Origin of the sequence: Streptomyces sp. DT2A-34 (genome assembly GCF_030499515.1) — a bacterium.
GTDB lineage: Bacteria > Actinomycetota > Actinomycetes > Streptomycetales > Streptomycetaceae > Streptomyces.
Window position 1 is genome coordinate 9973240 of the sequence record NZ_JASTWJ010000001.1, and the last position, 22697, is coordinate 9995936.

General features: G+C 70.8%; 25 protein-coding genes and 1 pseudogene. 10 read left to right on the top strand and 16 right to left on the bottom strand.

All coding sequences use genetic code 11. From position 1 onward, the window contains the following. Window positions 1–6: 6 nt before the first annotated feature. Complete coding sequence (locus QQM39_RS44540) at window positions 7–894, bottom strand: LysR substrate-binding domain-containing protein (RefSeq protein WP_302003259.1); 888 nt, start codon at window positions 892–894, stop codon at window positions 7–9. A 149-nt stretch (window positions 895–1043) separates the two neighbouring features. Here QQM39_RS44540 and mgrA point away from each other — a divergent pair, with 149 nt between their 5' ends. Beyond that, a complete protein-coding gene (mgrA, locus tag QQM39_RS44545) occupies window positions 1044–2036 on the top strand; it encodes an L-glyceraldehyde 3-phosphate reductase (protein WP_302003260.1) in 993 nt (330 codons plus the stop codon). Here the strand turns inward: mgrA and QQM39_RS44550 are convergent. Further along, window positions 2026–2313, bottom strand: a complete 288-nt coding sequence (locus QQM39_RS44550) for a DUF1905 domain-containing protein (protein WP_302003936.1) — start codon at window positions 2311–2313, stop codon at window positions 2026–2028. The genes mgrA and QQM39_RS44550 overlap by 11 nt on opposite strands. A gap of 106 nt (window positions 2314–2419) precedes the next feature. After that, a complete protein-coding gene (locus tag QQM39_RS44555) occupies window positions 2420–2710 on the bottom strand; it encodes a nuclear transport factor 2 family protein (protein WP_302003261.1) in 291 nt (96 codons plus the stop codon). Between the two features lie 392 nt (window positions 2711–3102). Between QQM39_RS44555 and QQM39_RS44560 the strand changes: the two genes are divergently transcribed. Beyond that, entirely contained in the window at window positions 3103–3513 is a 411-nt protein-coding gene (locus QQM39_RS44560; protein WP_302003263.1) for a hypothetical protein, read from the top strand. 114 nt (window positions 3514–3627) lie between these two features. Here the strand turns inward: QQM39_RS44560 and QQM39_RS44565 are convergent, their stop codons facing one another. Beyond that, the gene (locus tag QQM39_RS44565; RefSeq protein WP_302003264.1) at window positions 3628–4899 is read right to left on the bottom strand and encodes a streptophobe family protein; all 1272 of its coding nucleotides are present in this window, start codon (window positions 4897–4899) and stop codon (window positions 3628–3630) included. Between the two features lie 181 nt (window positions 4900–5080). On the opposite strand from QQM39_RS44565, the gene QQM39_RS44570 reads away from it, so the two are divergent. Both QQM39_RS44570 and QQM39_RS44575 read left to right on the top strand, forming a co-directional pair. Beyond that, window positions 5081–5536 carry an ATP-binding protein gene (locus QQM39_RS44570; RefSeq protein WP_302003265.1) on the top strand — a complete coding sequence of 152 codons (456 nt, stop codon included), beginning with the start codon at window positions 5081–5083 and terminating at the stop codon, window positions 5534–5536. Between the two features lie 120 nt (window positions 5537–5656). Next, window positions 5657–6073, top strand: coding sequence for a helix-turn-helix domain-containing protein (locus tag QQM39_RS44575; protein WP_302003266.1), 417 nt, complete (start codon window positions 5657–5659; stop codon window positions 6071–6073). A 15-nt stretch (window positions 6074–6088) separates the two neighbouring features. Here QQM39_RS44575 and QQM39_RS44580 read toward each other — a convergent pair whose 3' ends face one another. From QQM39_RS44580 to QQM39_RS44590, 3 genes are all read right to left on the bottom strand, one after another. Continuing rightward, window positions 6089–6691 (bottom strand): ClpP family protease, encoded by a 603-nt coding sequence (locus tag QQM39_RS44580; protein ID WP_302003267.1) that lies wholly within the window; start codon window positions 6689–6691, stop codon window positions 6089–6091. 1 nt (window position 6692) lies between these two features. After that, window positions 6693–7331: an ATP-dependent Clp protease proteolytic subunit gene (locus QQM39_RS44585; RefSeq protein ID WP_302003268.1), complete on the bottom strand. Its 639-nt coding sequence runs from the start codon at window positions 7329–7331 to the stop codon at window positions 6693–6695. A 121-nt stretch (window positions 7332–7452) separates the two neighbouring features. Further along, window positions 7453–8658 carry an epoxide hydrolase family protein gene (locus QQM39_RS44590; RefSeq protein ID WP_302003269.1) on the bottom strand — a complete coding sequence of 402 codons (1206 nt, stop codon included), beginning with the start codon at window positions 8656–8658 and terminating at the stop codon, window positions 7453–7455. Window positions 8659–8783: 125 nt separating this feature from the next. Between QQM39_RS44590 and QQM39_RS44595 the strand changes: the two genes are divergently transcribed. Beyond that, window positions 8784–9266 (top strand): VOC family protein, encoded by a 483-nt coding sequence (locus QQM39_RS44595; protein ID WP_302003270.1) that lies wholly within the window; start codon window positions 8784–8786, stop codon window positions 9264–9266. Window positions 9267–9273: 7 nt separating this feature from the next. On the opposite strand, the gene QQM39_RS44600 is transcribed toward QQM39_RS44595, so the two are convergent. The 6 genes and pseudogenes from QQM39_RS44600 to QQM39_RS46435 form a co-directional block, all read right to left on the bottom strand. Beyond that, window positions 9274–10176, bottom strand: coding sequence for an SGNH/GDSL hydrolase family protein (locus QQM39_RS44600; protein WP_302003272.1), 903 nt, complete (start codon window positions 10174–10176; stop codon window positions 9274–9276). A 131-nt stretch (window positions 10177–10307) separates the two neighbouring features. Then, window positions 10308–11186 carry a geranyl diphosphate 2-C-methyltransferase gene (locus QQM39_RS44605; RefSeq protein ID WP_302003273.1) on the bottom strand — a complete coding sequence of 293 codons (879 nt, stop codon included), beginning with the start codon at window positions 11184–11186 and terminating at the stop codon, window positions 10308–10310. Window positions 11187–11236: 50 nt separating this feature from the next. Further along, on the bottom strand, window positions 11237–12280 hold the full coding sequence (locus QQM39_RS44610) for a family 2 encapsulin nanocompartment cargo protein terpene cyclase (RefSeq protein ID WP_302003274.1): 1044 nt from the start codon (window positions 12278–12280) through the stop codon (window positions 11237–11239). Window positions 12281–12296: 16 nt separating this feature from the next. Continuing rightward, window positions 12297–13739, bottom strand: a complete 1443-nt coding sequence (locus QQM39_RS44615; protein ID WP_302003275.1) for a family 2B encapsulin nanocompartment shell protein — start codon at window positions 13737–13739, stop codon at window positions 12297–12299. A 187-nt stretch (window positions 13740–13926) separates the two neighbouring features. Further along, window positions 13927–14355, bottom strand: coding sequence for a hypothetical protein (locus QQM39_RS46430; RefSeq protein WP_367669719.1), 429 nt, complete (start codon window positions 14353–14355; stop codon window positions 13927–13929). Window positions 14356–14578: 223 nt separating this feature from the next. After that, window positions 14579–14827: pseudogene (locus QQM39_RS46435) on the bottom strand (alcohol dehydrogenase catalytic domain-containing protein); the annotation flags it as partial. 102 nt (window positions 14828–14929) lie between these two features. On the opposite strand from QQM39_RS46435, the gene QQM39_RS44625 reads away from it, so the two are divergent. Both QQM39_RS44625 and QQM39_RS44630 read left to right on the top strand, forming a co-directional pair. After that, entirely contained in the window at window positions 14930–15733 is an 804-nt protein-coding gene (locus QQM39_RS44625; RefSeq protein WP_302003276.1) for a VOC family protein, read from the top strand. Window positions 15734–15780: 47 nt separating this feature from the next. Then, on the top strand, window positions 15781–16461 hold the full coding sequence (locus QQM39_RS44630; RefSeq protein WP_302003277.1) for a ribonuclease H: 681 nt from the start codon (window positions 15781–15783) through the stop codon (window positions 16459–16461). A 20-nt stretch (window positions 16462–16481) separates the two neighbouring features. On the opposite strand, the gene QQM39_RS44635 is transcribed toward QQM39_RS44630, so the two are convergent. Together QQM39_RS44635 and QQM39_RS44640 are read right to left on the bottom strand one after the other, a co-directional pair. Continuing rightward, window positions 16482–17306: a tyrosinase family protein gene (locus tag QQM39_RS44635; protein ID WP_302003278.1), complete on the bottom strand. Its 825-nt coding sequence runs from the start codon at window positions 17304–17306 to the stop codon at window positions 16482–16484. A 57-nt stretch (window positions 17307–17363) separates the two neighbouring features. Further along, window positions 17364–17735, bottom strand: a complete 372-nt coding sequence (locus QQM39_RS44640) for a tyrosinase cofactor (RefSeq protein ID WP_302003279.1) — start codon at window positions 17733–17735, stop codon at window positions 17364–17366. Between the two features lie 346 nt (window positions 17736–18081). Between QQM39_RS44640 and QQM39_RS44645 the strand changes: the two genes are divergently transcribed. Continuing rightward, a complete protein-coding gene (locus QQM39_RS44645; protein ID WP_302003280.1) occupies window positions 18082–19293 on the top strand; it encodes an FAD-dependent monooxygenase in 1212 nt (403 codons plus the stop codon). A 7-nt stretch (window positions 19294–19300) separates the two neighbouring features. On the opposite strand, the gene QQM39_RS44650 is transcribed toward QQM39_RS44645, so the two are convergent. After that, entirely contained in the window at window positions 19301–20947 is a 1647-nt protein-coding gene (locus QQM39_RS44650; RefSeq protein ID WP_302003937.1) for a cholesterol oxidase substrate-binding domain-containing protein, read from the bottom strand. Between the two features lie 183 nt (window positions 20948–21130). On the opposite strand from QQM39_RS44650, the gene QQM39_RS44655 reads away from it, so the two are divergent. Both QQM39_RS44655 and QQM39_RS44660 read left to right on the top strand, forming a co-directional pair. Then, entirely contained in the window at window positions 21131–22114 is a 984-nt protein-coding gene (locus QQM39_RS44655; protein WP_302003281.1) for an aldo/keto reductase, read from the top strand. Window positions 22115–22196: 82 nt separating this feature from the next. Further along, on the top strand, window positions 22197–22679 hold the full coding sequence (locus tag QQM39_RS44660; protein WP_302003282.1) for a DUF6328 family protein: 483 nt from the start codon (window positions 22197–22199) through the stop codon (window positions 22677–22679). Window positions 22680–22697: the final 18 nt, after the last annotated feature.

The window sequence follows — 22697 nt, forward strand, 5'->3', positions numbered from 1 at the left end:
CGTCCGTCACGCGCCTTCCGTCTCCAGCAGCGCCATCAGGGCCCGGGCCGCCGGGCTGGTGGCCTGCGGCGGCGGAAGCAGGGCGACCGTCTCGTAGACGTTCTCGTCGGTGACCTTCACGGGCAGCGCGGTCAGTGACCGCCGCTTGTGCCGGAAGTGGCGCGGTACGACGGCTACGCCGAGGCCCTCGTCCACCAGGTCCAGGAGGCTGTGCACGTCGTTGACCTCCAGGGAGACGCTCCGTCGTACCCCGGCGGCGGCGAAGACCGCGTCGGTGGTGCGGCGCGGCCCCCAGTCCGGGTGGAAGTCGACGAAGACCTCCCCGCCCAGCTCCTCCGGAGTGACCGCCGCCCCGGCGGCCGCGAGCCGGTGGCTCGGATGGCACAGGACGGTCATCGGTTCGCCGGTCAGCGGTACGACCCGCAGCTGGTCGGTGTCCTCCTGCGCGGCCCGTACGGCGAAGGCCAGGTCGAGGCGCCCGGCCGCGACCTCCTCCGCCAGGGCGCCCGAACCCGTCTGACGCAGACAGATCTCCACGTCCGGATGCTGCCGCCGGAAGGCCGCGAGCAGCCCCGCCACATGCACCCCGGCGATGCACTGCTCCGACCCGAGCGCCAGCATCCCGCGCAGCACGCCCTGCACCGCGGCCACCGCCTCATGGGCCGCCCGCACCTGCGCCAGGATCCGCTCCGCCTCGCCCAGCAGCGCCCGGCCGGCCGGCGTGAGCGTCACCCGGCGGGTCGTCCGCACGAACAGCGGGGTCTGCAACTCACGTTCCAGCGCCCGGATCGAGGCCGACAGGCCCGACTGGGACACCATCAGGCGTTCGGCCGCCCGGGTGAAGTGCTGGTCCTCGGCGACCGCGACGAAATGCTGGAGATGGCGCAGTTCCATGATTGAGCAGCCTAACCGCTGAATCCCATCGGATTTACCTGTTGGACCACTGCCCGCAGGTCACGACAGAGTGGACGCCGACTGGAATACCGGTCGCCCACCGGTTCTGCGGAACCGTCCTCACGTGTGCCAACCCCTCTGGAGTCGCGTTGTACACCGCACACACCGACCGCTACGCGGACATGCCCTACCGGCGCACCGGACGCAGCGGCCTCAAACTCCCCGCGCTGTCCCTCGGACTGTGGCACAACTTCGGCCCGGACCGCCCCGTCGAGACCCAGCGGGCCATCCTCCGCCGCGCTTTCGACCTCGGCGTCACCCACTTCGACCTTGCCAACAACTACGGCCCGCCGCCCGGGGCCGCCGAGTCGGCGTTCGGCGAGGCGCTGAAGACGGACTTCGCGCCGTACCGGGACGAGCTGATCATCTCCACCAAGGCCGGCTATCTGATGTGGCCCGGCCCGTACGGCGAGTGGGGCTCGCGCAAGTACCTGATGTCCTCGCTCGACCAGAGCCTGCGGCGGATGGGCCTGGACTACGTCGACATCTTCTACTCGCACCGCCCCGACCCGGACACTCCGCTGGAGGAGACGATGGGCGCCCTGCACTCGGCGGTGCAGCAGGGCAAGGCCCTGTACGTCGGCATCTCCAACTACTCCGCCGAGCAGACCCGTGAGGCCGCCCGCATCCTCGGCGAGCTGGGCACCCCGCTTCTCATCCACCAGCCCCGCTACTCGATGCTCGACCGCCGCCCCGAGGACGAGGGCCTCCTGGACGCCCTGGACGAGCTCCAGGTCGGCTCCATCGTCTTCTCCCCGCTGGAGCAGGGCGTGCTGAGCAGCCGCTATCTCGACGGCATCCCGGAGGGCTCGCGGGCCGCGAGCGACAGCCCGTTCCTGAACTCGGACCGGCTCACCGAGGAGCTGGTGGGCCAGCTGCGTGCCCTCGACGACATCGCCAAGTCCCGTGGCCAGACCCTGGCCCAGATGGCGCTCGCCTGGGTCCTGCGCGGCGGCCGGGTCACCTCCGCGCTCGTCGGCGCGAGCAGCGCGCAGCAGATCGAGGACAGCGTCGCCGCCACCCGCAACCTGGACTTCGACGCGGAGGAGCTGGCCCGGATCGACGCGGTGATCAAGGGCTGAGCCGTTCCGTCAGGTGAACGGTCACCCGGTCGCCCTCCTGTTTCCCGATGGCCTTGCGCACATCGGCCTTGACGGGGAGCTTGTGGGTGCCGTCTCCCAGGGCCATGAACGAACTCTGGAACGGATGTCCGTCGACGGTCCCGCGGATCTTGACCAGCCCGCGGGTGCCGAAGAAGTCGGCGGACTCCGGCCAGACGACATAGGTCCAGCCGCCCTTGCTGGGGCTTTTGAGCAGGACGGCGGTGAATTCAGCGTCCAATTCCCGGCTCGTGGTCATGTTCCCGCTCGTGGTCATGTTCCCGTTCGTGCTCATGACGTCCTCCGTCGCGGGGGTCTTCGCGGCCTTCCATGCTCAGACCGCCGCGAGGCACGGAACTCATCGCTCACGTCTGGGCGGGCACCCGGTCGAGGAATCCCAGGACGGACATGATCCGTCCCTCGGCGTCCAGTGTGATCACATCGGACCCGGCCGCCGGCGCCGAACCGTCGGCCTCCCGCACCAGCTCCCAGGAGAAGCGCGCCTGCGCCGCCGCGACGACGGCCACGATCCCCTCGTGTCCGCGGACGTCGGCGAGGGGGTCGGTGCAGCCGCCCTGCGGGGTCCACGCGGTGGCGACCGCCCGGGCCGGTTCACTGGGCTCGCGGGCGTTCCAGGCCTCGAAGCAGCGGGCCACCGCGAGGTCGCAGCGGTCGGTGGACGCGGGCGTGGCGATCAGCCTCCAAGGAGGTCGTCAACGAGGTCGTCACTGCTGGTCGGAACCCGGATGCCGGTCGCGGCGACCCGGTACCGCAACGATGCCCGCCCGGTGCTGAGAGCTCGATTACTCCCGAGGTAATGCCCGGTCGTTCCCCGAGGTTGACGTGTACCCGCCGTATTTCGGCCAACACCGGCTGTGAATATGCCAGGAGACTGGCCGGAAAGTCGTGGTGACAGTGTTTCAGTAGTGAACATACTCGACTACGAGGGTGCCTCACATGGGGCGACGGCACCCTTACACACCGCTCACGAGCCGCACGGGAAGCGAGGTCCGCCGAGAGGCGAACACGGCAACACGGGGGAGGCTACGTGCACGACGAGTTCCTGTGCCATGTCACCGCATACGGCGTCTGCGGCGGACGGCGCATCGGTGTACCCCTGGGGACCTATCGGGCGCCCACCCTGGCCCTCGCCTTGTGGTGGTTACGCGACCGGGCTTCCTGGATCGCCGAGCGATTAGACCCGCGACCCGACGCCGAGCACTTCCCGCCGGGCGCGCTCGTCCCGGTCGGCGACACCGTGCCCGACGTGCCGGCCGTACTGCGCACCTGGTGCGGTGACGTCGGCCAACAGGAGCTGGTCGCCGACGAGTTGGCGGCCGGTCGACTGGTGAGGCTCGCGGTGAGCGACGACACCACCGAGTACGAACTGCTCGCCGAGTCGGTGGACGCGCTGCGCATGCAGCGGACCATCCCGGCGCTGTTCGTGTCCATCGCGTGAAGCCGCCGCACCAGCGCTGCATGCCCGCCTGGGAGGCCCCCGACCCCACCCGGCCCACCGTGCCGCACGACGGCGGCCCGCTGACCCGCACCGCCCCACTCCGTCGAGCGGACGTCATCTTCCCCGGGGCGCCGCGACCCCGCCCCGGTGCCGCGCCAGCAGCCCGCCGAGGAACCCGGCGACCAGCCCCCACAGCAGCGCCAGGCCGAACGCGGTCCACACCTCGGGCCTCAGGACCAGCTCTCCGCCCAGATCACCGCCCAGGTCGCCGATGCCCAGGACCGACAGGCCGTAGTGCGCGGAGATCCGGCCGACGAGGCAGATCATCAGGACCGTCAGCGCGAGAGCGACCGCCATGTGGACGGCGTGCTGCCAGGCACGCATCCGGGCGGGTGAACGCCTCGTCATCACGAACGCGACGGCCAGCAGCAGGGCCGAGTCGACGGCGACGAGCCACCACACCCGGCTGTCGTACTCGGCGAGCGTGCCCAGATCGAGCGCGGCGTCGTCCCGGCCGCGCAGTACCTCGTCGAGAACATGCGGCATGGGCAGCCCGAACGGCCCCTCCACCCGGCCGTTCCATGTCGCGCCGAGCCCGATCGTGAGGGCGAGCCACACCAGGTTCGGCATTCCGAGCAGGATCACCGCGAGCGTCTCGACCGCGTGCCCGCGTGTCGCCGCGACGACCAGGCCGACGACGACACCCAGCCCGACCCACGCCAGCAGCAGCACCACCATGGCGTACGCGGCCGGTCGTACCGACTCCTGGAAGCGCAGCAGTCGGCCCGGCAGCGGAGCCCCGCGCGAGACCAGCAGGGCCACCACCAGCACGCCCGCCAGCCACAGCAGGCCGAAGAACACGGTCGCCGGGACGTCCGTGGTGAAGCCGACCTCCGGTGAGATGCCGAACAGGTCACCGAGGTCGCCCAGGACGTCTTCCCCGAGGTCGCCGAGGGAGAGGGAGAAGGTCTGGCGGGCGGCGTAGGCCAGCGCCACCAGCCCGGCCAGCCACAGTACGGCGATCCTGGCGGCCCATCCGGCCAGTTCCCCGGCGCCGGTGACCGCCCGGTGCCGCAGCGGCCGCAGGAAACCGGCGGCCAGGACGAGGGCTCCGACGAGCGTGACGGACAGTGGGATCACAGTCAGCCCGGCGTCGGACTCGGCCAGCCCACCGGCGTTCCCGGAGACCTCGACCGTGCCGCCGACCGCCGTGACCACGGTCGCGGCGACGACCCGCGGGAAGGCGTTGTCCGGAAGCTCCGCGGCACCGGCCGCCCACAGCCCCAGCGATGCGACCACCCCCATCGAGAGCAGCCCGGCCAGCACCGTGGCGAGGGCCTGTACCCAGCCGTGGCCGGCCACGGCCGGACGAGTGGGGGTCGGCATGCTCACCCTGCCCACGCTAAGCAGCGCCGCTGCGGCGCGCCCTCCGAGAGGTCCGTCCGCGTCGGCTTGCGCGTCACTGTGACGTACGGCGCCACCTGCATGGAGACTGCGCGGCGCTGCTCTGGGTACGAGGACTGGTGCAGCAGCGTCCGGCCAGGTCCGGCTTCCGAGAGAGAAACGCATGATCGAGCACGTGGACGGGGCAGTGATTCCGACTGGTTTCGACGTGCCCGTGGAACCGCTTCGACGGGCGGCGCACTACAGCGGTGAACCGGGATGCATCGCCGAGGCGCGGTCCTTCGCCGCGCGGTTCCTGGGCCGGCTCAGGACCGAGTGGTGCGCCACGATCGGCGAGCCCGCCCAGGACAAGGTGCTCCTGGTGGTCAGCGAACTGGTCACCAACGCCGACCGGCACAGCAACGGCCCGTACATCCTGGACCTGGAGGGCACGGACGACGCGGTGATGGTCTGCGTGTACGACAGCAGCTCCGCCCTGCCCCGCCGCTACCCCAAGGACCCGGAACGGGTCGGCCGACACGGTCTGGAGATAGTGCACGCGCTCGCGGCGGAGGTCACCGTGGAAAAGGTGCCGGTCGGCAAGCGGGTGCGGGCGCTGCTGCGGCTGACCGACGAGTGACGGACGAACTCGGCCAGTGAAAGGGTGGGTTGGCCGGTCCCCGGACCCACCTCCGGTGATTCTCCCCAGAGCAGAACGCTGATCCCTTCCCACCAGGGCCAGGGAATCTAGTCTGAAGACGTGAGCAACCAACCGCCGAACGAAGCCCGCGTCATTCCGCTGCGCCCGCCTGCCGCGCGCCCGGCCGCCGCTCCGTCACAGCAGGGTCCGTCACAGCAGGGGGAGGCCAAGGAACCCCTGTGGCGCGACCTGGTCGGCGACGTCCTGCGCCGCGAGCGCCTGACCCAGGAGCGCACGCTCAAGGACGTGGCCGACGCGGCCCGGATCTCCATGCCGTATCTCTCGGAGGTGGAGCGGGGCCGCAAGGAGGCCTCCTCGGAGGTCCTCGCGGCCGCCGCCCACGCCCTCGGGCTCGGCCTCGGCGACCTGCTGTCGCGTGCGCAGGGCGAGCTCGTGCGGGTCACCAGCCGCCGGATGCCCAGCAGTAGCCGCAGCAGGGCCGGTGCGCCGTACGACGGGATGTGTCTGGCCGCGTGAGGCCGCGCCGGCGCCTCAGACCCGCACGAGGCGCCGGCTCACCACCTCGTCGGCCAGCCCGTACGCCACCGCTTCCTGCGCGGTGAACACCTTGTCGCGGTCCATGTCCGCACGCAGCGTCGCGATGTCGTGGTGCGTGTGCCGGGCCAGCACCTCCTCGACCTGCGAGCGGATCCGGACCATCTCCTTGGCATGCAGGGCGAGATCGGACACCACACCCCGGCTGCCCCCGCTGGCCGGCTGACCGAGCAGCACACGCGCGTGCTCCAGCACGAACCGCCGGCCCGGATCCCCTCCGGCCAGCAGCACGGCCGCCGTGGACGCGGCCTGGCCCACGCAGAACGTGGAGATCGGCGCCTGCACGTACGTCATCGTGTCGTAGATCGCCATGAGCGAAGTGAACGATCCGCCAGGAGAGTTGATGTAGATCGCGACCTCGCTCTCCGGCGACGCCGACTCCAGATGGAGGAGTTGCGCGATGACGACGTTGGCGACGCCGTCGTCGATCTCCGTGCCGAGGAAGATGATCCGCTCCGACAGCAGCCGGCTGAAGACGTCGTAGGACCGCTCGCCCTGCGGGGTGCGCTCGACGACGTTCGGAATCGTGTAGGTCCCCATGTCACAGCCCCATCCGTCGTCGGGAGGAAGCCGGGCGGACGTCCGTGAGGGACTCCACCACCCGGTCCACCATGCCGTACTCCCTGGCCTCCTCGGCCGTGAACCAGCGGTCGCGGTCGCCGTCCCGGGAGATGGTCTCCGGGCTCTGGCCGGTGTGCTCCGCGGTGATCCGCTCGATGGTCTTCTTGGTGAACTCCAGGTTCTCCGCCTGGATCTCGATGTCCGCGGTCGTCCCGCCGATGCCCGCCGACGGCTGGTGCATCATGATCCGCGCGTTCGGCAGCGCGTACCGCTTGCCCTCGGCGCCGACGCTCAGCAGGAACTGGCCCATGCTGGCCGCGAAGCCCATGGCGAGCGTCGAGACGTCGTTCGGGATCAGCCGCATCGTGTCGTAGATGGCGAGGCCCGCGTGCACCGAGCCGCCGGGGCTGTTGATGTACAGGGCGATGTCGGTGCGCGGGTCCTCCGCGGACAGGATCAGCAGCTGGGCGCAGACCCGGTTCGCGGAGACCTCGTCGACCTGGGTGCCCAGCAGGACGATGCGCTGCGCCAGCAGTTGGGAGGCGAGCTGGTCGTCGAAGCGGGTGGGAGGGGTGTCGCCCTCCTCCGCCCGCGGAGCGAGTGTGGTGAGTGGTGTCATCGGTTCTCCTCGTCGTGGCGCGGATGCCGTCGACTCCACTGTTGACCGCGGACGAGGCCGGAACGAGGCTTCTCTGCCCGCGGCAGATTCGCCACGGGCAGAGCACGGGCAGAGCGCCGGGTCAGCCCTTCTCGCGCAACTGCCGGAAGAACGCCCGTACGTCGTCCACCAGCAGGTCGGGCTCCTCCATCGCCGCGAAGTGCCCGCCCCGGTCCAGCTCCGTCCAGCGCACGATGTTCTCCGTCCGCTCCGCCTTGTGGCGCAGCGGGATCTGCGGATCGCCGGGGAAGGAGGCCACCGCGGTCGGGGCGGTCGAGGGCTCGTGCGGAGCGGCGATCCGGTCGCCCGTGGCGTGGGCCCGCTCGTAGTAGACCCGGGCGGACGAACCGGCCGTACCCGTCAGCCAGTACAGCATCACGTTCGTGAGCATCAGATCCCGGTCGACGGCCTCCTCCGGCAGCCGCTCGGAGTCCGTCCACTCCTGGAACTTCTCGACGATCCAGGCGAGTTGACCGACCGGCGAGTCCGTCAGCGCGTACGAGAGGGTCTGCGGCCGCGTGGACTGCACATGGAAGTAGCCCGTCCCGTCGCGGAACCACGCGGCCCACCGGCGCCACGAGGTGAGCGTGCGCTCCCGCTCCCGCGGGCTCAGCGCCTCCAGGTCCTCGGGAGTCGGCTCGGTGGCCGCCTGCGCACCGGGCAGCAGATTGAGGTGGATGCCGATGGCCCGGTCGGGGTGGACGCGGCCCAGCTCGCGGGAGATGCCCGCGCCCCAGTCGCCGCCCTGGGCGCCGAACCGGTCGTAGCCGAGGCGGGTCATCAGCTCGGCCCACGCGTCGGCGATCCGGCGCGCCTCCCAGCCGGTCTCCCGGGTGGGCCCGGAGAACCCGAAGCCGGGGATGCTCGGCAGCACGAGGTGGAAGGCGTCGGCCGGGTCACCGCCGTGCGCCACGGGATCCGTCAACGGCCCCACGACGTCCAGGAACTCGACGATCGAGCCCGGCCAGCCGTGCGTGACGATCAGCGGGGTGGCATCGGGCTCGGGGGAGCGGACATGGGCGAAGTGCACATGCGCGCCGTCGATCTCGGTCGTGAACTGCGGCCACTCGTTCAGCCGTGCCTCTGCGGCCCGCCAGTCGTACTCGTGCCGCCAGTACCGCACCAGCTCGCGCAGATACTCCGACGGAACCCCGTACGCCCATCCCACCCCGGGAAGTTCGTCCGGCCACCGGGTGGCGTCGAGGCGGCGGTGGAGATCGTCCAGGTCGCTCTGCGGTATGGCGATACGGAAGGGATGGATGCCGCTGTCGGCGGGCGAAGACGTCATGAACGGGATGCTAGGTGCCGAAGGGTGTAGCGGCCATCTGGATTAACCGGCCACGCGACCGATGAGTTCCGGCGCGAGGATCGGTCGACACAGATGACAGCGTCCCGCACGCCCAGGAGGTACTCATGGCAACCGACGGATTCACCACGTGTCTCTGGTTCGACGGCCAGGCCGAGGAGGCCGCCCATTTCTACGTCTCGATCTTCAAGAACTCCAGCGTCGGCAAGGTCGCGCGCTACCCCGAGGGAGCGATGCAGCCCGCCGGCAGTGTGATGACCGTCGAGTTCACGGCCAACGGCCACAAGTTCCTCGGGCTCAACGGCGGCCCCGAGTTCAAGTTCACCGAGGCGACCTCCTTCATGGTCTTCTGCGAGAACCAGGAGGAGATCGACTACTACTGGGCCAAGCTCACCGAGAACGGCGGCGAGCCCGGCCCGTGCGGCTGGCTCAAGGACAGGTACGGAGTGTCCTGGCAGGTCGTCCCGGACCGGCTCCAGGAGATGATCACCGACCCGGACCCGGCGAAGACGGCCCGCGTGACCGAGGCGTTCATGGCGATGAGCAAGTTCGACATCGCCGCCCTCGACAAGGCCTACGCGGGCGAGTGAGCCCGGCCTACGGGTTCTCCCGGATCGCCCGAGTGATCGCCAGGGCGATCCGCAGGATCCCGGGGGAGCGGACCGGGCACGGCTTCGGTGTCGAGGTCGTGGGCGCCAGACAGAAGTGCAGGTAGTCGTCGTCGCGGTGCAGCGCTGTCCGATCGCGGCCCGGCTGCGTGCAGTACTCGGCGTGTTCGCGCTCGTACGCCGTGCACGGCAGGTACTGCACCCAGGAGTAGCGCGCCCCGGCCGCACTCACCGCCTTGCCCGCGTCGGCGACCAGGTCGCCCGAGGCGGCGGCCCGCTCCTCGTAGAGGGCGTTGACGCGCCGGACCCGGTCGGGGGTGATCGGGTCCGGGCCCTGCGCCACCCAGACGATCCGCGCGTCCCCGGCAGCCGCGATCTGGTCGGCGAGCCGCTTCACGTCGGCCGCGTACCGCTTGAAGTACTTCTCCGGGGAGGCGTCGTAGGTGATCCCGTCCATGCACGGTGTGTAGCCCCACGCGTTGCCCCAGAACTGCAGCACCACGAAGTCCGGCCGCAGCCTGCGTACCAGGGCGGCCGCCTTGTCCGCGACCGGGACGAGGGACCGCTTGCCCGTGCCTTCGAGGTAGTCGCACACCGTGGTGCCCGAGTACGGGGCGCTCGTGTACGTCGCCCGCAGGTCGCGGCGCAGCTCCTGCCCGAGCACCTTCTGCGCCTCCATCGCGAGCGAGTCGCCCAGATACAGCACGGACGGCGCCTTCGCGGCGGGCGCCGTAGCGGAGGTGCCGGGCGAGGCGGGCGCGCGCTGGTGGGTGGTGGCCGACGCCTGAGGCACCTCGGGGGGCGCGGCGGCCTCCGGCTCGGACGCCGGGTCCCCGCACGCCCCGAGGAGCACGGCGGCCAGCAGCACCCCGACGACCCACGGCTTGCGCATACGGCAACTCCCGCCCCGGACACCGAAAACGGCTCCCCAGGCAAGCACAGCCGGGCCCACGGGGGAAGACCCGCGTCGGCCACGGAACGCCCATGGCCGACGCGGTCCTGACGGTCATTCAGAACCGTCGTTCAGATACGGTCCGCCGCGATCAGCAGGTACTGGAAACTGCCGTTCTTGTACGCGTCCAGGAACGTGTCCTCGATGCCCGTCACCAGGTGCTCGGCCTCGCGGCGCAGCTCCCAGTAGGGGATGGTCGCCTCGGTCAGGTCCTCCACATGGACCGGGACCAGCCGGTTGCGGGCCATGGCCCGGAAGTACGCCGAGCGTGGGTGGATGTCGCAGATGTAGTGGGCGTTGATGAGCGACACCTCGCGGGAGGCACGCCCGTAGGTGTCGTTGTAGCAGCCGGTGATCACCACGTAGCGGCCGCCGCGGCGCAGCAGCCGGGCGTGCTCGGCGAACAGCAGGTCCAGCTCGACGTACATCGTGGACTCGTTGTTCCACGACGCCGCGAACTCCCCGGACGGCAGCCCGGTGTCGAGCATGTTGCGGCAGTGGTAGCGGACCCGGTCGTCGATGCCCCGCTTGCGGGCCTGCTCGTTCGCGAACCGGGCCTGCTTGGCGGAGAGCGTGACGCCGTCCGCCTGGCAGCCGTACCGCAGATGCGCCACCACACTGCCGCCGCCGCGTCCGCAGCCGGCGTCGAAGACACGGTCGGCGGGCGTCAGCGGGCCCAGGTGGGTGGCGAGCAGTTCGGCCTGGGCGTGTTCCAGCCGGTGCAGTTCGGCGGTGATGCGTTCGCCGCGCAGACCGGGATCGGGCTCGTCGAGCACGGAGCGGTCGGCGGCGCCGATGCCGTAGTGGTGGTGGTACAGGTCGTCGATCTTTCCGAGTTCGAGGTTGACCGGGTTCTCCTCGGCGTTCCAGTAGTCCGCGACGCGGGTCTGGTACGTGGACTGGGACGGCACCGGTGCTGCGGCGGTGCCGGCTTCGGGGGCGATGGTCAACGATGGCTCCTCGTGCCGTTGTTCCTGACGTTCTGTCATACGGTCGCGCTCTACCAGTAGTTGGGCAGGTGATAGCGGTGGCTGTTCGTGGCGTGCCACTCGTGGTTGCCGGCCACCCAGTCGGACAGGCCCCGGGCGTAGCGCTCGACGAGGGGCGAGGTGGCGGACAGCAGGGCGGACTCCTCCTCGAAGGCCTCCATGATCCGGTTGTGGATCTCGACGGCCTTCAGATAGGCGGCCTTGAGCCCGCACCGTTCGTTGGCCGCGATGACCTGCGGCAGGTTGAGGTGGGTCGGGTCGCTCGCCAGCTCCTTGGTGAAGGAGTACAGGTCGTTGACGATCGTGGTCGCGTTGCAGGCGAGCGCCGTGATCCGCTGGATCTCGGGCCGGGCATAGAGCGGCTCGGGCAGTTCGTAGCCGTCCACGGCGTCCACGATCGACAGACAGGGACGGAAGTTGTTGAACTGCCGCATGACCAGGTACTCCCAGACGCGCGGCACGTACCGGGTCTCCGCCCAGGCGGCCTCGGCCAGATAGCCCAGGTGCAGTCGGGCGATGTCGTGCACGAAACGGTCGGTCTGGCTGGGCGTGGCGAAGGCGGCGTAGTCCGCGAGGGCGAAGTGGTACGAGCGCAGTGGACCGTCGGCCCGCACGCCCTCCCGCCACTCCTCCTCCAGTTCGGGAATGCCGTGGTACGGGTCGATCGCCGACTGGGCCATGATCAGCCGGCCCCCGAGGCCCCGGCGTGCTCCGCCCCGGCCCTCGTCCTCCTCGCAGTAGCAGGAGTCGACGACATTCTCGGCGAGCAGCAGCTCACCGGCGACCGTCAGCCGTTCCAGATCGGCCGCCTCCGGATGCTGGAGCACCACGGCCCGCCCGAACTGGAACCCCGAGAAGTCCCCCTTCCACGCCTCGGGGAACAGATCGAGCTGCCGGGCCCAGGCCTCCAGCCTGCGGTCGACCTCCGCGGCCTTCGCGGGGTCGGCAGGCGCGACCTGCCGGTACCGCAGCCCCGGAATCGCCCCGCCGCGGCGGGGGCGCAGGGTGCTCGCCACATTCGGGGGGCCCGGCAGGGAGAAGGCGGACGTGCTCATGACGTGCTCCACGCGGTCACTCGGCCGTCCGGCCGATCTGGGCGTTCTCGAGGATTCCGACCGCGTCGGGAACGAGGATCGCCAGCGAGTAGTAGGCGGTGACGAGATAGCGGATGATCGAGTTGGTGCCGATGCCCATGAACCGCACGTTCAGACCGGGCTGGTACTCCTCGGGGATCCCGGTCTGGTACAGCCCGATGGCCCCCTGGTCGCCCTCTCCGGTGCGCAGCGCGATGATGCTGCTGGTGTGCTGGGGGCTGATCGGGATCTTGTTGCAGGGGAAGATCGGGACCCCGCGCCAGGCGGGGATCTCATGCCCCTCGACGGTCGCCGTGCCGGGCACCAGGCCGCGCCGGTTGCACTGCCGGAAGAACGCCGCGATCGCCTTCGGATGGGCGATGAACAGCTTGGTCTTGCGGCGCATCGACAGCAGCTCGTCCATGTCGTCCGGGGTCGGCGGTCCGGTGAAGGTGCTGATGCGCTGCCCGTAGTCGGCGTTGTGCAGCAGCCCGAACTCCCGGTTGTTGACCAGCTCCCACTCCTGGCGCTCGCGGATCTCCTCGATGGTCAGCCTCAGTTGCTGCTCGGTCTGGTCCATCGGGTTGTTGTAGAGGTCGGCGACCCGGGTGTGGACGCGCAGCACGGTCTGCGTCAGTGACAACTCGTACTCGCGCGGGGCGAGGTCGTAGTCGACGTAGCCGCCGTTGATGGTCGGCTCGCCGATGTGGCCGGCCTGCACCGGGACGTCGGCCTCGCCCTTGCGGTTCATCGGCAGGCTCTGGCGCGCGGCATAGGCTTGCAGGTGGGCTCCGAGGGACGGCACCCGGTCGGTGAACTCCTCGACCACGGTCCAGGGGAGCACGAGCAGCACGCCGGCGGTCTCCGCCCGCACCGAGCTCAGCCACAGCGGGTCGTGCCGGCCGATGGCCTCGTCGCCGATCTGGTCGCCGTCGGTGACGACGCCGAGGATCTCCTCCTCGCCGTACTTGCCTTCCGTGAAGCGGGTGAACCGGCCGTGCACGACGAGGTAGGCCTCCGTGACAGGTTGCCCCGCCTCGACGAGCACCTGGCCGGCGCGGATCTCCCGGACCCGGAAGCGGGTGGCGACCTCCCTGAGGACGTCGGTGTCGGAGTAGCCGCGCAGTACCGGCAGTTCGGTGAGTGTCTCGGGGATGACCTTGATGTCGTCGGCGCCGTTCTGCTCGAACTGCACCCGGCCCCGGCCGACGCGCAGCTGCAGACGCCGGTTGACGCGGTAGGTACCGCCCTTGACGTCCACCCAGGGCAGCATCCGCAGCAGCCAGCGCGAGCTGATGGCCTGCATCTGGGGTTCGGACTTGGTGGTCGTGGCGAGCTGCCGGGCCGCCTGGGTACTGAGGCTGGTGAGCTGACCGTCGGACTGGGGTTCGGGATCGGGTTCTTCGATGACGGGACCGGTGGCGCTGTCCGGTGTGGACACATTCCCTCCCGGGAGGTGAGCGGGCTGGCCGAGCGCGGTACCAGCCAACAGCCGGAGAGGCGGCCGGGTCAGGGCGTGAACGGGGCGACTTCAGGCCCTGGAGGTACAAACCTGCCGTACAAGGCAGTGGACACACCGTGAGTGATCCCGCTCCCCTCCTGTGCTCCCACACGCGGGGACGGGACGCTCAGAACAGGTCGTTCACCAGCACCGCCGCCCCGTCGAACCGCCCGGCCTTGAGATCCGCGCGTGCCTGGTCGGCCCGCGACAGCGGATACGTGTGCGTCGTGGCGTGCACGGCGTGCTCGGCGGCGAGCGCCGGGAACTCCCGGCCGTCCTCACGCGTGTTGGAGGTGACGCTGCGCAGCTGCTTCTCGTGGAACGGCTCGCTCTCGTAGCGCGGCGCCGGGACGTCGCTGAGGTGGATACCGGCGATCGCCGGCGTGCCGCCCCGGTCGAGGGCCCGCAGCGCGACCGGGACCAGGTCGCCGGCCGGCGCGAACAGGCTCGCGCTGTCCAGCGGCTCCGGCGGCATCTCGGACGCGTCGCGCGCCGAGGCGGCACCCAGGTCGAGCGCCGGCTTCCGCGCGGCCGTACCTCGCGTCAGCACGTGCACGGTGGCGCCCTCGGCCGGCGCCACCTGCGCGCACAGATGGGCGCTGCCCCCGAAGCCGTACAGCCCGAGCCGCCCGCCCGGCGGCAGTGCCGAGCGCCCGGTAGCCGATGATCCCGGCGCACGGCAGCGGCGCGGACGTCACGTCGTCGAGGCCGCCCGGCAGCCGGTAGGTGTACGCGGCCGGTACGGTCGTGTACGGCGCGTAACCGCCGTCGGCGTCCCAGCCCGTGTACCGCGAGGCCGGGCACAGGTTCTCGGCGCCGCGCGCACAGTAGGTGCAGGTGCCGTCGGTGCGCCGCAGCCAGGCCACCCGCTCCCCGACGCCGAAGCCACGCACCGCCGCCCCGACCCCGGCCGCCTCCCCGACCACCTCGTGCCCGGGTGTGACCCCCGGCCGATGCACCGGCGGCTCCCCCTCGGCGACGTGCCGACCGGCGACCGGCCGCCGCCTGCCTCCGCCTCCGCCTCCCACCCCCGGTCTGGAACGGAATCCGCCCTTCGGCGCGCGACCGGCCCTGCGGGTGACTAGCGTGAGAATCCGGACAACTCACCGAGCCGGAAGAGGGCCGCAGCCATGGCCGTGCAACCTCAAGGGACCCCCTGTTGGGCCGACGCGATGTTCAGCGACGTCGAGGGAGCCAAGAACTTCTACGGCGACGTCCTCGGCTGGACCTTCGGCGAGGCGTCGTCGGAGTACGGCAACTACACCCAGGCGTACGCGAACGGCAAGGCCGCCGCCGCGGTGGTCCCGCCCATGCCGGGCCAGGAGGGCATGTCCCAGTGGTGCCTCTACTTCGCCTCCTCCGACGTCGCCGCGACCGCCGCCACGATCCGTGAGAACGGCGGCGAGATCCTGATGGAGCCGATGGCGGTCGGCGACTTCGGCAGCATGTGCCTGGCGCGCGACCCCGGCGGCGTCGTCTTCGGTGTCTGGCAGGCCGGCGCCCACGAGGGCTTCGAAACGGCGATGGACGAGGCCGGCGCCTTCTGCTGGGCGGAGGTCTTCACTCGCGAACCGGAGAAGTCCGACACCTTCTTCCCCGCCGTCTTCGGCTACGGGCAGCAGCAGATGGAGGACGACGCGATCGACTTCCGCCTCTACACCCTCGGCAAGGAGACCATGGCCCTGGGCCGGATGAAGATGACCGACGACTTCCCGCCCGAGGTCCCGCCCTACATCAACGTCTACTTCAACGTCCCCGACTGCGACGACGCCGTCGCCAAGGCCACCAAGCTCGGCGGCGTGCTGCGCTTCGGCCCGATGAGCAGCCCCTTCGGCCGGTTCGCGGCGCTGAGCGACCCGCAGGGTGCGAACTTCTCGGTGATCGACACCGGCACGACCGAGGGCGAGATGCCCAAGCTCAGCGACGTCTCCTGAACGGCTCCGCGACCTGGCACCCGGCCCGCCCATGGCATGATCGGCGCATGCGTGAACGAGTTGTGGCCGCGTGCGACGGGGCTTCGAAGGGAAACCCCGGGCCGGCGGGCTGGGCCTGGGTCGTCGCCGACGGCAAGGAGACTCCTACTCGGTGGGAGGCGGGCCCGCTTGGCAGGGCCACCAACAACGTCGCGGAACTCACCGCACTGGAACGCCTGCTCACGGCGACCGACCCCGGCGTACCGCTGGAGATCCGGATGGACTCGCAGTACGCCATGAAGGCCGTCACCACCTGGCTGCCGGGCTGGAAGCGCAACGGCTGGAAGACGTCCGCCGGCAAGCCGGTCGCCAACCAGGACCTGGTCGTGCGCATCGACGAACTGCTCGACGGCCGCACCGTCGAGTTCCGCTACGTCCCCGCCCACCAGGTCGACGGCGACCCGCTGAACGACTTCGCCGACCGCGCCGCCAGCCAGGCGGCCACCGTCCAGGAACCCGCGGGCAGCGGCCTCGGCTCACCCGAGCCGCCGCCCTCCCCGGACACCCCGTCGGCCAAGGCCCCGCGCCGCAAGGCGGCGGCGACCCGGAAGAACGGCAGTTCCTCCCGCACCATCAAGGCCAAGTTCCCCGGCCGCTGCATCTGCGGCCGCGGCTACGCGGCGGGCGAGCCCATCGCCAAGAACCCCCAGGGCTGGGGCCACCCGGACTGCCGTACCGCCGAGGCCTGACGGGCCGTCCCTACGGTGTCTCAGGCCGCGTCGAACGTGTAGTGCGCGGTGTGGTCCAGCAGGTCGGCGGGACGCACGTCGTTCCACGGCTTCATCGTGTCGCCCAGGTCGACCACGTTCGGCGTCCCGGCGGCCGGCAGATAGGCCGAGCCGGGGTGCCGCCGCTGCCACTCCGCCCACAGCTTGTCTATGTAGGCGTGGTGCAGCCAGAACACCGGGTCGTTGGGCGACACACCGGTCGCCATCTGCCCGCCGACCCAGACATGGACCCGGTTGTGCAGATTGACGCCGCGCCAGCCTTCGAGGTGGTTGCGGAAACCGTCCGACCCGCTGTTCCAGGGCGCCATGTCGTACGTCGCCATGGCGAGCACGGACTCCACCTCGGCCCGGGTCGGCAGCTCCCGTACGGCCGCGCCGAGCGAGCGGCGCAGAAACGTACGGCCGTCGACGCGCACGTTGATCGGCCAGTTGCCGGTGGACGCGGCGAACGGCCCGTCCATCACCTGCCCGTCCCGGCTGCGCCCGGTGCCGCCGAGGAAGTCGGGAGCCCACAGCGAGGACCGTATCGAGCGGTCGGTGCTCCAGTCCCAGTACGGCAGCGCGACCGAGGCGTCGACCTCCTGCAACGCGCGCTCGAACTCCAGCAGGAATCTGCGGTGCCAGGGCAGGAAGGACGGTGAACGGTGGCCGACGCGCTCGCCGTTGTCGGTGTCACCGACGATGAAGGCGTTGTGGGTCGTGACGAACGCGTCGTAGCGGCCGCTGCGCTTCAGCTCCAGGAGGGCGGCGACGAACCGCCGCTTCTCGTCGGCGGTCAGCACGGCCTGGTTCTTGCGGACAGTCATGAGGTGCGGGTGCTCCAAAGTGCCGGGAGGGCAGGTCAGTTGGCGGGGAGGGCGAGGTCAGTTGGCGGGGAAGGGCAGGAGTGCGGCGCCCTGTAGCTCGTCCACGGCGGCGCGGGCCGCGGCGCGCGGGGTGGGCACCGGGTCGTAGTGGCTGACGACGCTGATCCAGCTGCCGTCGGCGTTGCGCATCACATGCAGCTCCACCCCGTCGACGAACACGGAGTAGCCGGCGCCGTGATGCTGGTGGCCGCCGCCCGAGGCCGGCCGGCCCTGTATCCGGCGGCCCTTGTAGACCTCGTCGAAGGACGCCGGGGCGTGGTGGTCGTGCCCGGCGGCGGACGCGGTGGGGGCGGTGAGCGTCTGGACACCGGCCGCGGTGGCGAGGGCGGCCGCGGCGGTGAGCGCACGGCGACGGCTGAGTTCCGGCATGCGGACCTCCTGGGTTGGTTCGGTTGGCGACTCCGCATGCCTATCGGGCCCGACGAGAGCGGGAGAAATCGGTCGCGAGTGGTTGGCTCCGATCAGGACAAGTCTGCACATGTCGTACAGAGTTGAACGAAGATGATCTTTCTGTGGAGGATCACCCGGGGGCCCGGAAGCGGGAATTCCTTCTTCCGGGAATCGCGATCCGGGCAGTCCTTCGCGGGCGGACGTGTCGCCAGTGGTCTGCCTCACCGGTCGAAACTGGCGCGATCCGGAATGTCCCGGCGGAGCGCACCCGCCTTGCTACCCTGCAAAGTGTTATGACCGTTTTAGACCATTTCTAGGGGTATGTGTGAAGGTCGCCTGCGTCGGTGGCGGGCCCGCCGGCCTGTATCTGTCGATCCTGCTGAAGCTACGGGACCCGTCCCACGACATCACCGTCCACGAGCGCGATCCGGAGGGCTCCACCTACGGCGGGGGCGTCACGTACTGGCGCGGACTGCTCGACCAGCTGCACGCGCACGACCCCGTGACCGCTCGCGCCATCGAGGAGAGCTCGGTCCGCTGGAACGAGGGCGTCGCCCACGTCCGGGGCCGGACGACCCGCCGGTCCGGCGACACGGGGCACGGCATCGGCCGCCACCGGCTGCTGGAGATCCTCGCCGGACGCGCCCGCTCGCTGGGCGTACGGCTGGAGTTCGAGCACGAGATCATGCCGGAGAAACTGCCCGTCGCGGACCTGGTCGTGGCGGGCGACGGCGTCCACAGCACCCTGCGCACCCAGTACGCCGACCACTTCGGTACCCGGACCAGACGCGGCCGCAACCGCTACATCTGGCTCGGCACCAGCAAGGTCTTCGACGCCTTCACCTTCGCCTTCGTCGAGACCGGCCACGGCTGGATCTGGTGCTACGGCTACGGCTTCGGCCCCGAAGGCAGCACCTGTGTCATCGAATGCGCCTCCGAGACCTGGACGGGCCTCGGCCTCGACACCGCGAACGAGGACGACGGGGTGGCCCTGCTGGAGAGGATCTTCGCCGGCGTCCTCGACGGCCACCCCCTCGCCGGCCGCTCCGGCGCCGACGGCGGCGCCGAGTGGCGGACCTTCCGCACCCTCACCAACCGCACCTGGCACCGGGACAACCTCGTCCTCGTCGGCGATGCCGCCCACACCACCCACTACTCCATCGGCGCCGGCACCACCCTCGCCCTGGAGGACGCCATCGCCCTCGCCGGCGCCCTGCACGAGCACGCCGCCCTCCCGCAGGCCCTCGCCCGCTACGAACAGGAGCGCAAGCAAGCCCTGTTGTCCGTCCAGAGCGCGGCCCACTACAGCGCCGAGTGGTACGAGAACCTGCCCCGCTACATCCGCCTGCCCCCGCAAGTGATGTTCGCCCTGCTCGGCCAGCGCCACTCGCCCCTGCTGCCGTACCTGCCGCCCCAGCTGTACTACCGGATCGACCGGGCGGCCGGGCAGGTGGAGGCGTTGCGGCGCCTCAAGCGCCGGCTCGGTCCGAAGGTCGCGCGCACGGTGCAGGCCAGGGCGCTGGCCTCCGGCAAGTAGCCGCACCTCACCGGAACAACCGGTCGAGAAGGGCGTTGCCGAACACGCCGTGCGGGTCGAGCCGGTCCAGCACCCCGGCCGCGTGCCCCCACACGTCCTCCCCGAAGGACCCGGGCACGACCGCGCCCAGCACCTCGCCGTCGCTCCAGGCGCTGTCCCTCGTATAGGCCCAGCCCTTCGACCACTCGACGCGGGTCAGGGCGTACTCGCCGTCGAAGGTGCGCAGCAGGAACCGTTCGATCTGGCTCAGGAACGCCTCCGCGTAGGGCGTCCCCGGCAGTGTCAGGATGTTCAGCCACACGACCGTGTCCCACTCGGGACGGTCCTCGCGCGGCCTGAGCGCCGACAACAGCGGGGTGCGCGCCCCGTCCACGCCGACGTCCGCCGGATCGTCGAGGCCGGTGACCCGGATCTCCACCGAGCCGTTGACCGGGAATCGGCCCCGGTCGGCGTACGCCGTGAGCCGTTCCCGGTAGAAGGCGGTGAACTCGGCGACCACGCGCTGCACTCGGTCTCGGCTGGTGAGCACCGCGTACCCGTTCGTGGCTATCCTCAGCGTCGTCGGCCGCAGACACAGCAGCGTGTTCTTGGACGGCCCCCACAGGTCCGCCGACAGCGTCGCCACGAGCCCGAGCGCGGCCGCGTCGTACTGCGCGTTGCCGAGCACCGGCGCCAGATGCCAGGCCCCGTCCGACACCATGCGCCCGACCAGCTCCGCCACCGGGCGCGGGACGTTGTCGGAGAACGGGTAGTTGTACGGCGTCGTCACGTGCCGCGAGGTCAGCGGCCGGGTGGGGGAGACGCTCCACACCTTCAGCCACGGGAACTCGGTGAAGGCGAACCAGATCGCCTCGACGCGTCCGTCCCGGTCCAGGAAGCCCGCGAGAGTACGTCCCTCGGTGCTGCCGGGCGCGGCGAAGAGCTCGCCGGCCGGGATGTCCGTACGGCTGACGCACCGCAGGTTCGTGTTCGCGCCCACGCGCAGCACGACCTCGGTGACCAGGGAGCGGCCGAGATGGGTGAGCAGCGCGGCACAGTCCGCCTCGTCGCGGTCGTACGTCCGCAGCACGTACGCGCCGCTGTCCTCGTCCCAGACGACGGCCGTCAGCGACAGCACGAGATTGCTCAGCGAGCCGTACGTGTGCCCGGCCGGCCGCTGTTCGCCCCGCGCCGGTACGGCGGTGCCGTGCGCGTCGATGGCCAGGGCGCCGCCCAGCGTGAGGTTGCCGGGAGCGGGCGCGGCGGTGACGCCGAGGCCGTGCTCCTCCAGGTAGGTGAGCAGGGCCTCCAGGGTGACGCCGGTGCCGACGCGCACCGAGGTCGGCGACTCCAGGGACAGGCCGGTGAGATGAGAGGCGGTGTCCACGAGAAGGACCGGGGCGTCCGACTCCGTGCCCCGCGTGATCGTCAGCGGTGACCAGCCGTGCGAGGAACCCCGGGCGCGGACTCGCCGGCCGTGCCGCCAGGCCCAGTTGACGACGCTCACCACCTGGTGGGGTCCGGCCGGTGCGCAGGCCCACAGCCCGTCGGCGGTGATCTCGCCGACCCAGTTCCGGTACGCGGAGCGGTACAGCGCCACATCCGCCGGGAAATCCGGCAACTCCTGTGCCGCGACGGCCGGATCCGCCGGGAGGAGAGTCGGTACGGCGGCCATGGCGGCGGTGCGGAGGAAACCCCTGCGGCTGAAGTCTTCGTTCACGGGCTCACGCTAGGGACCGGCTTGACAGGCGCCGTCGGCCTGTCGAGCCGATTCACCCGTGTGAGTGACAGATTCACAGGGAGGCACGTGGAGGGGGGCCGTTCCGCGCGCCCGCATGACGAATGACACACTGACGCCATGGACGAGCGTGTAATCGGTAGGTCGGGTCAGCGGGCATCCGTCGTAGGTCTCGGTACGTGGCAGCTGGGCGCCGACTGGGGGGACGTCGACGACAAGGAAGCCCTGGCGGTGCTGGAGGCGGCGGTCGAGTCGGGGGTGACCTTCTTCGACACGGCCGACGTGTACGGCGACGGGCGCAGCGAGCAGACCATCGCCGCCTTCCTGCGCGGCAGGCCCGAACTGGACATCTTCGTGGCGACCAAGATGGGCCGCCGCGTCGACCAGATCCCCGAGAACTACGTTCTCGACAACTTCCGCGCGTGGAACGACCGTTCCCGGCGCGACCTCGGCGTGGACCGCCTCGACCTGGTCCAGCTGCACTGCCCGCCGACGCCGGTCTACTCCACGGACGAGGTGTTCGACGCGCTGGACACCCTGGTCGCGGAGGAGCGCATCGCCCACTACGGCGTCAGCGTGGAGACCTGCGAGGAGGCGCTGACCGCGATCGCCCGCCCCGGCGTCGCGAGCGTGCAGATCATCCTCAACCCGTTCCGCATGAAGCCCCTGCGCGAGGTGCTGCCCGCCGCCGAGCAGGCGGGCGTCGGCATCATCGCCCGCGTCCCGCTGGCCTCCGGCCTGCTGTCGGGCAAGTACACCAAGGACACCGTCTTCCCGGCGAACGACCACCGCACCTACAACCGGCACGGCGAGTCCTTCGACCAGGGCGAGACCTTCTCCGGCGTCGACTACGAGTCAGGTGTGGAGGCGGCCGTCGAGTTCGCCGCCCTCGCCCCCGAGGGCTTCACGCCGGCCCAGCTGGCGCTGCGCTGGATCATCCAGCAGCCGGGCGTGACCACCGTGATTCCGGGCGCCCGTTCGCCCGAGCAGGCCCGCGCCAACGCGGCCGCCGCCGCGCTGCCGGAGCTGTCCGACGCGACGCTCGCCGCGATCGGGAGCCTCTACGACCGGCGGATCAAGGACCAGGTCGAGAACCGCTGGTAGACCCGTGCGGCTCCGGGGCGGCCGGCCGCCGCTCCCGGGGCCCCGCCGTTTGAGGGTTCGGCGCCTGGGATACCCGGCCCGCATGACCGAGAAGGACAGACGGACGGGACGCGACGAGACGGAGGACGAGCGGGCCGACCGTATGTGGGGCGAGCTCATCCAGGAGGTCCGGGTGGCCCAGATGGGCGTCCAGATCCTGTTCGGCTTCCTGCTCACGGTCGTCTTCACGCCGAAGTACGACACGCTCGACAACACGGACCAGACCATCTACATCGTGACGGTCGTGCTGGGTGCCGCCGCCACCGGCGCCCTGATCGGCCCCGTCTCCCTGCACCGCCTGGTGTCCGGGCGGCGCATCAAGCCGAAGGCCGTGGAGTGGGCGTCCCGGCTGACCTTCGTCGGTCTGATCCTGCTCCTCGCGACGACGGCGTGCTCGCTGCTGCTGATCCTGCGGGTCGCCACCCACGACGGCTATGTGCCCTTCCTGGTCTCGGGAGTGGTCGTCTGGTACCTGGCGTGCTGGTTCGTGCTGCCGCTGTGGACACGCCACCGCTACACGGAGTGAGCGGTGGCGTTCCGGGGG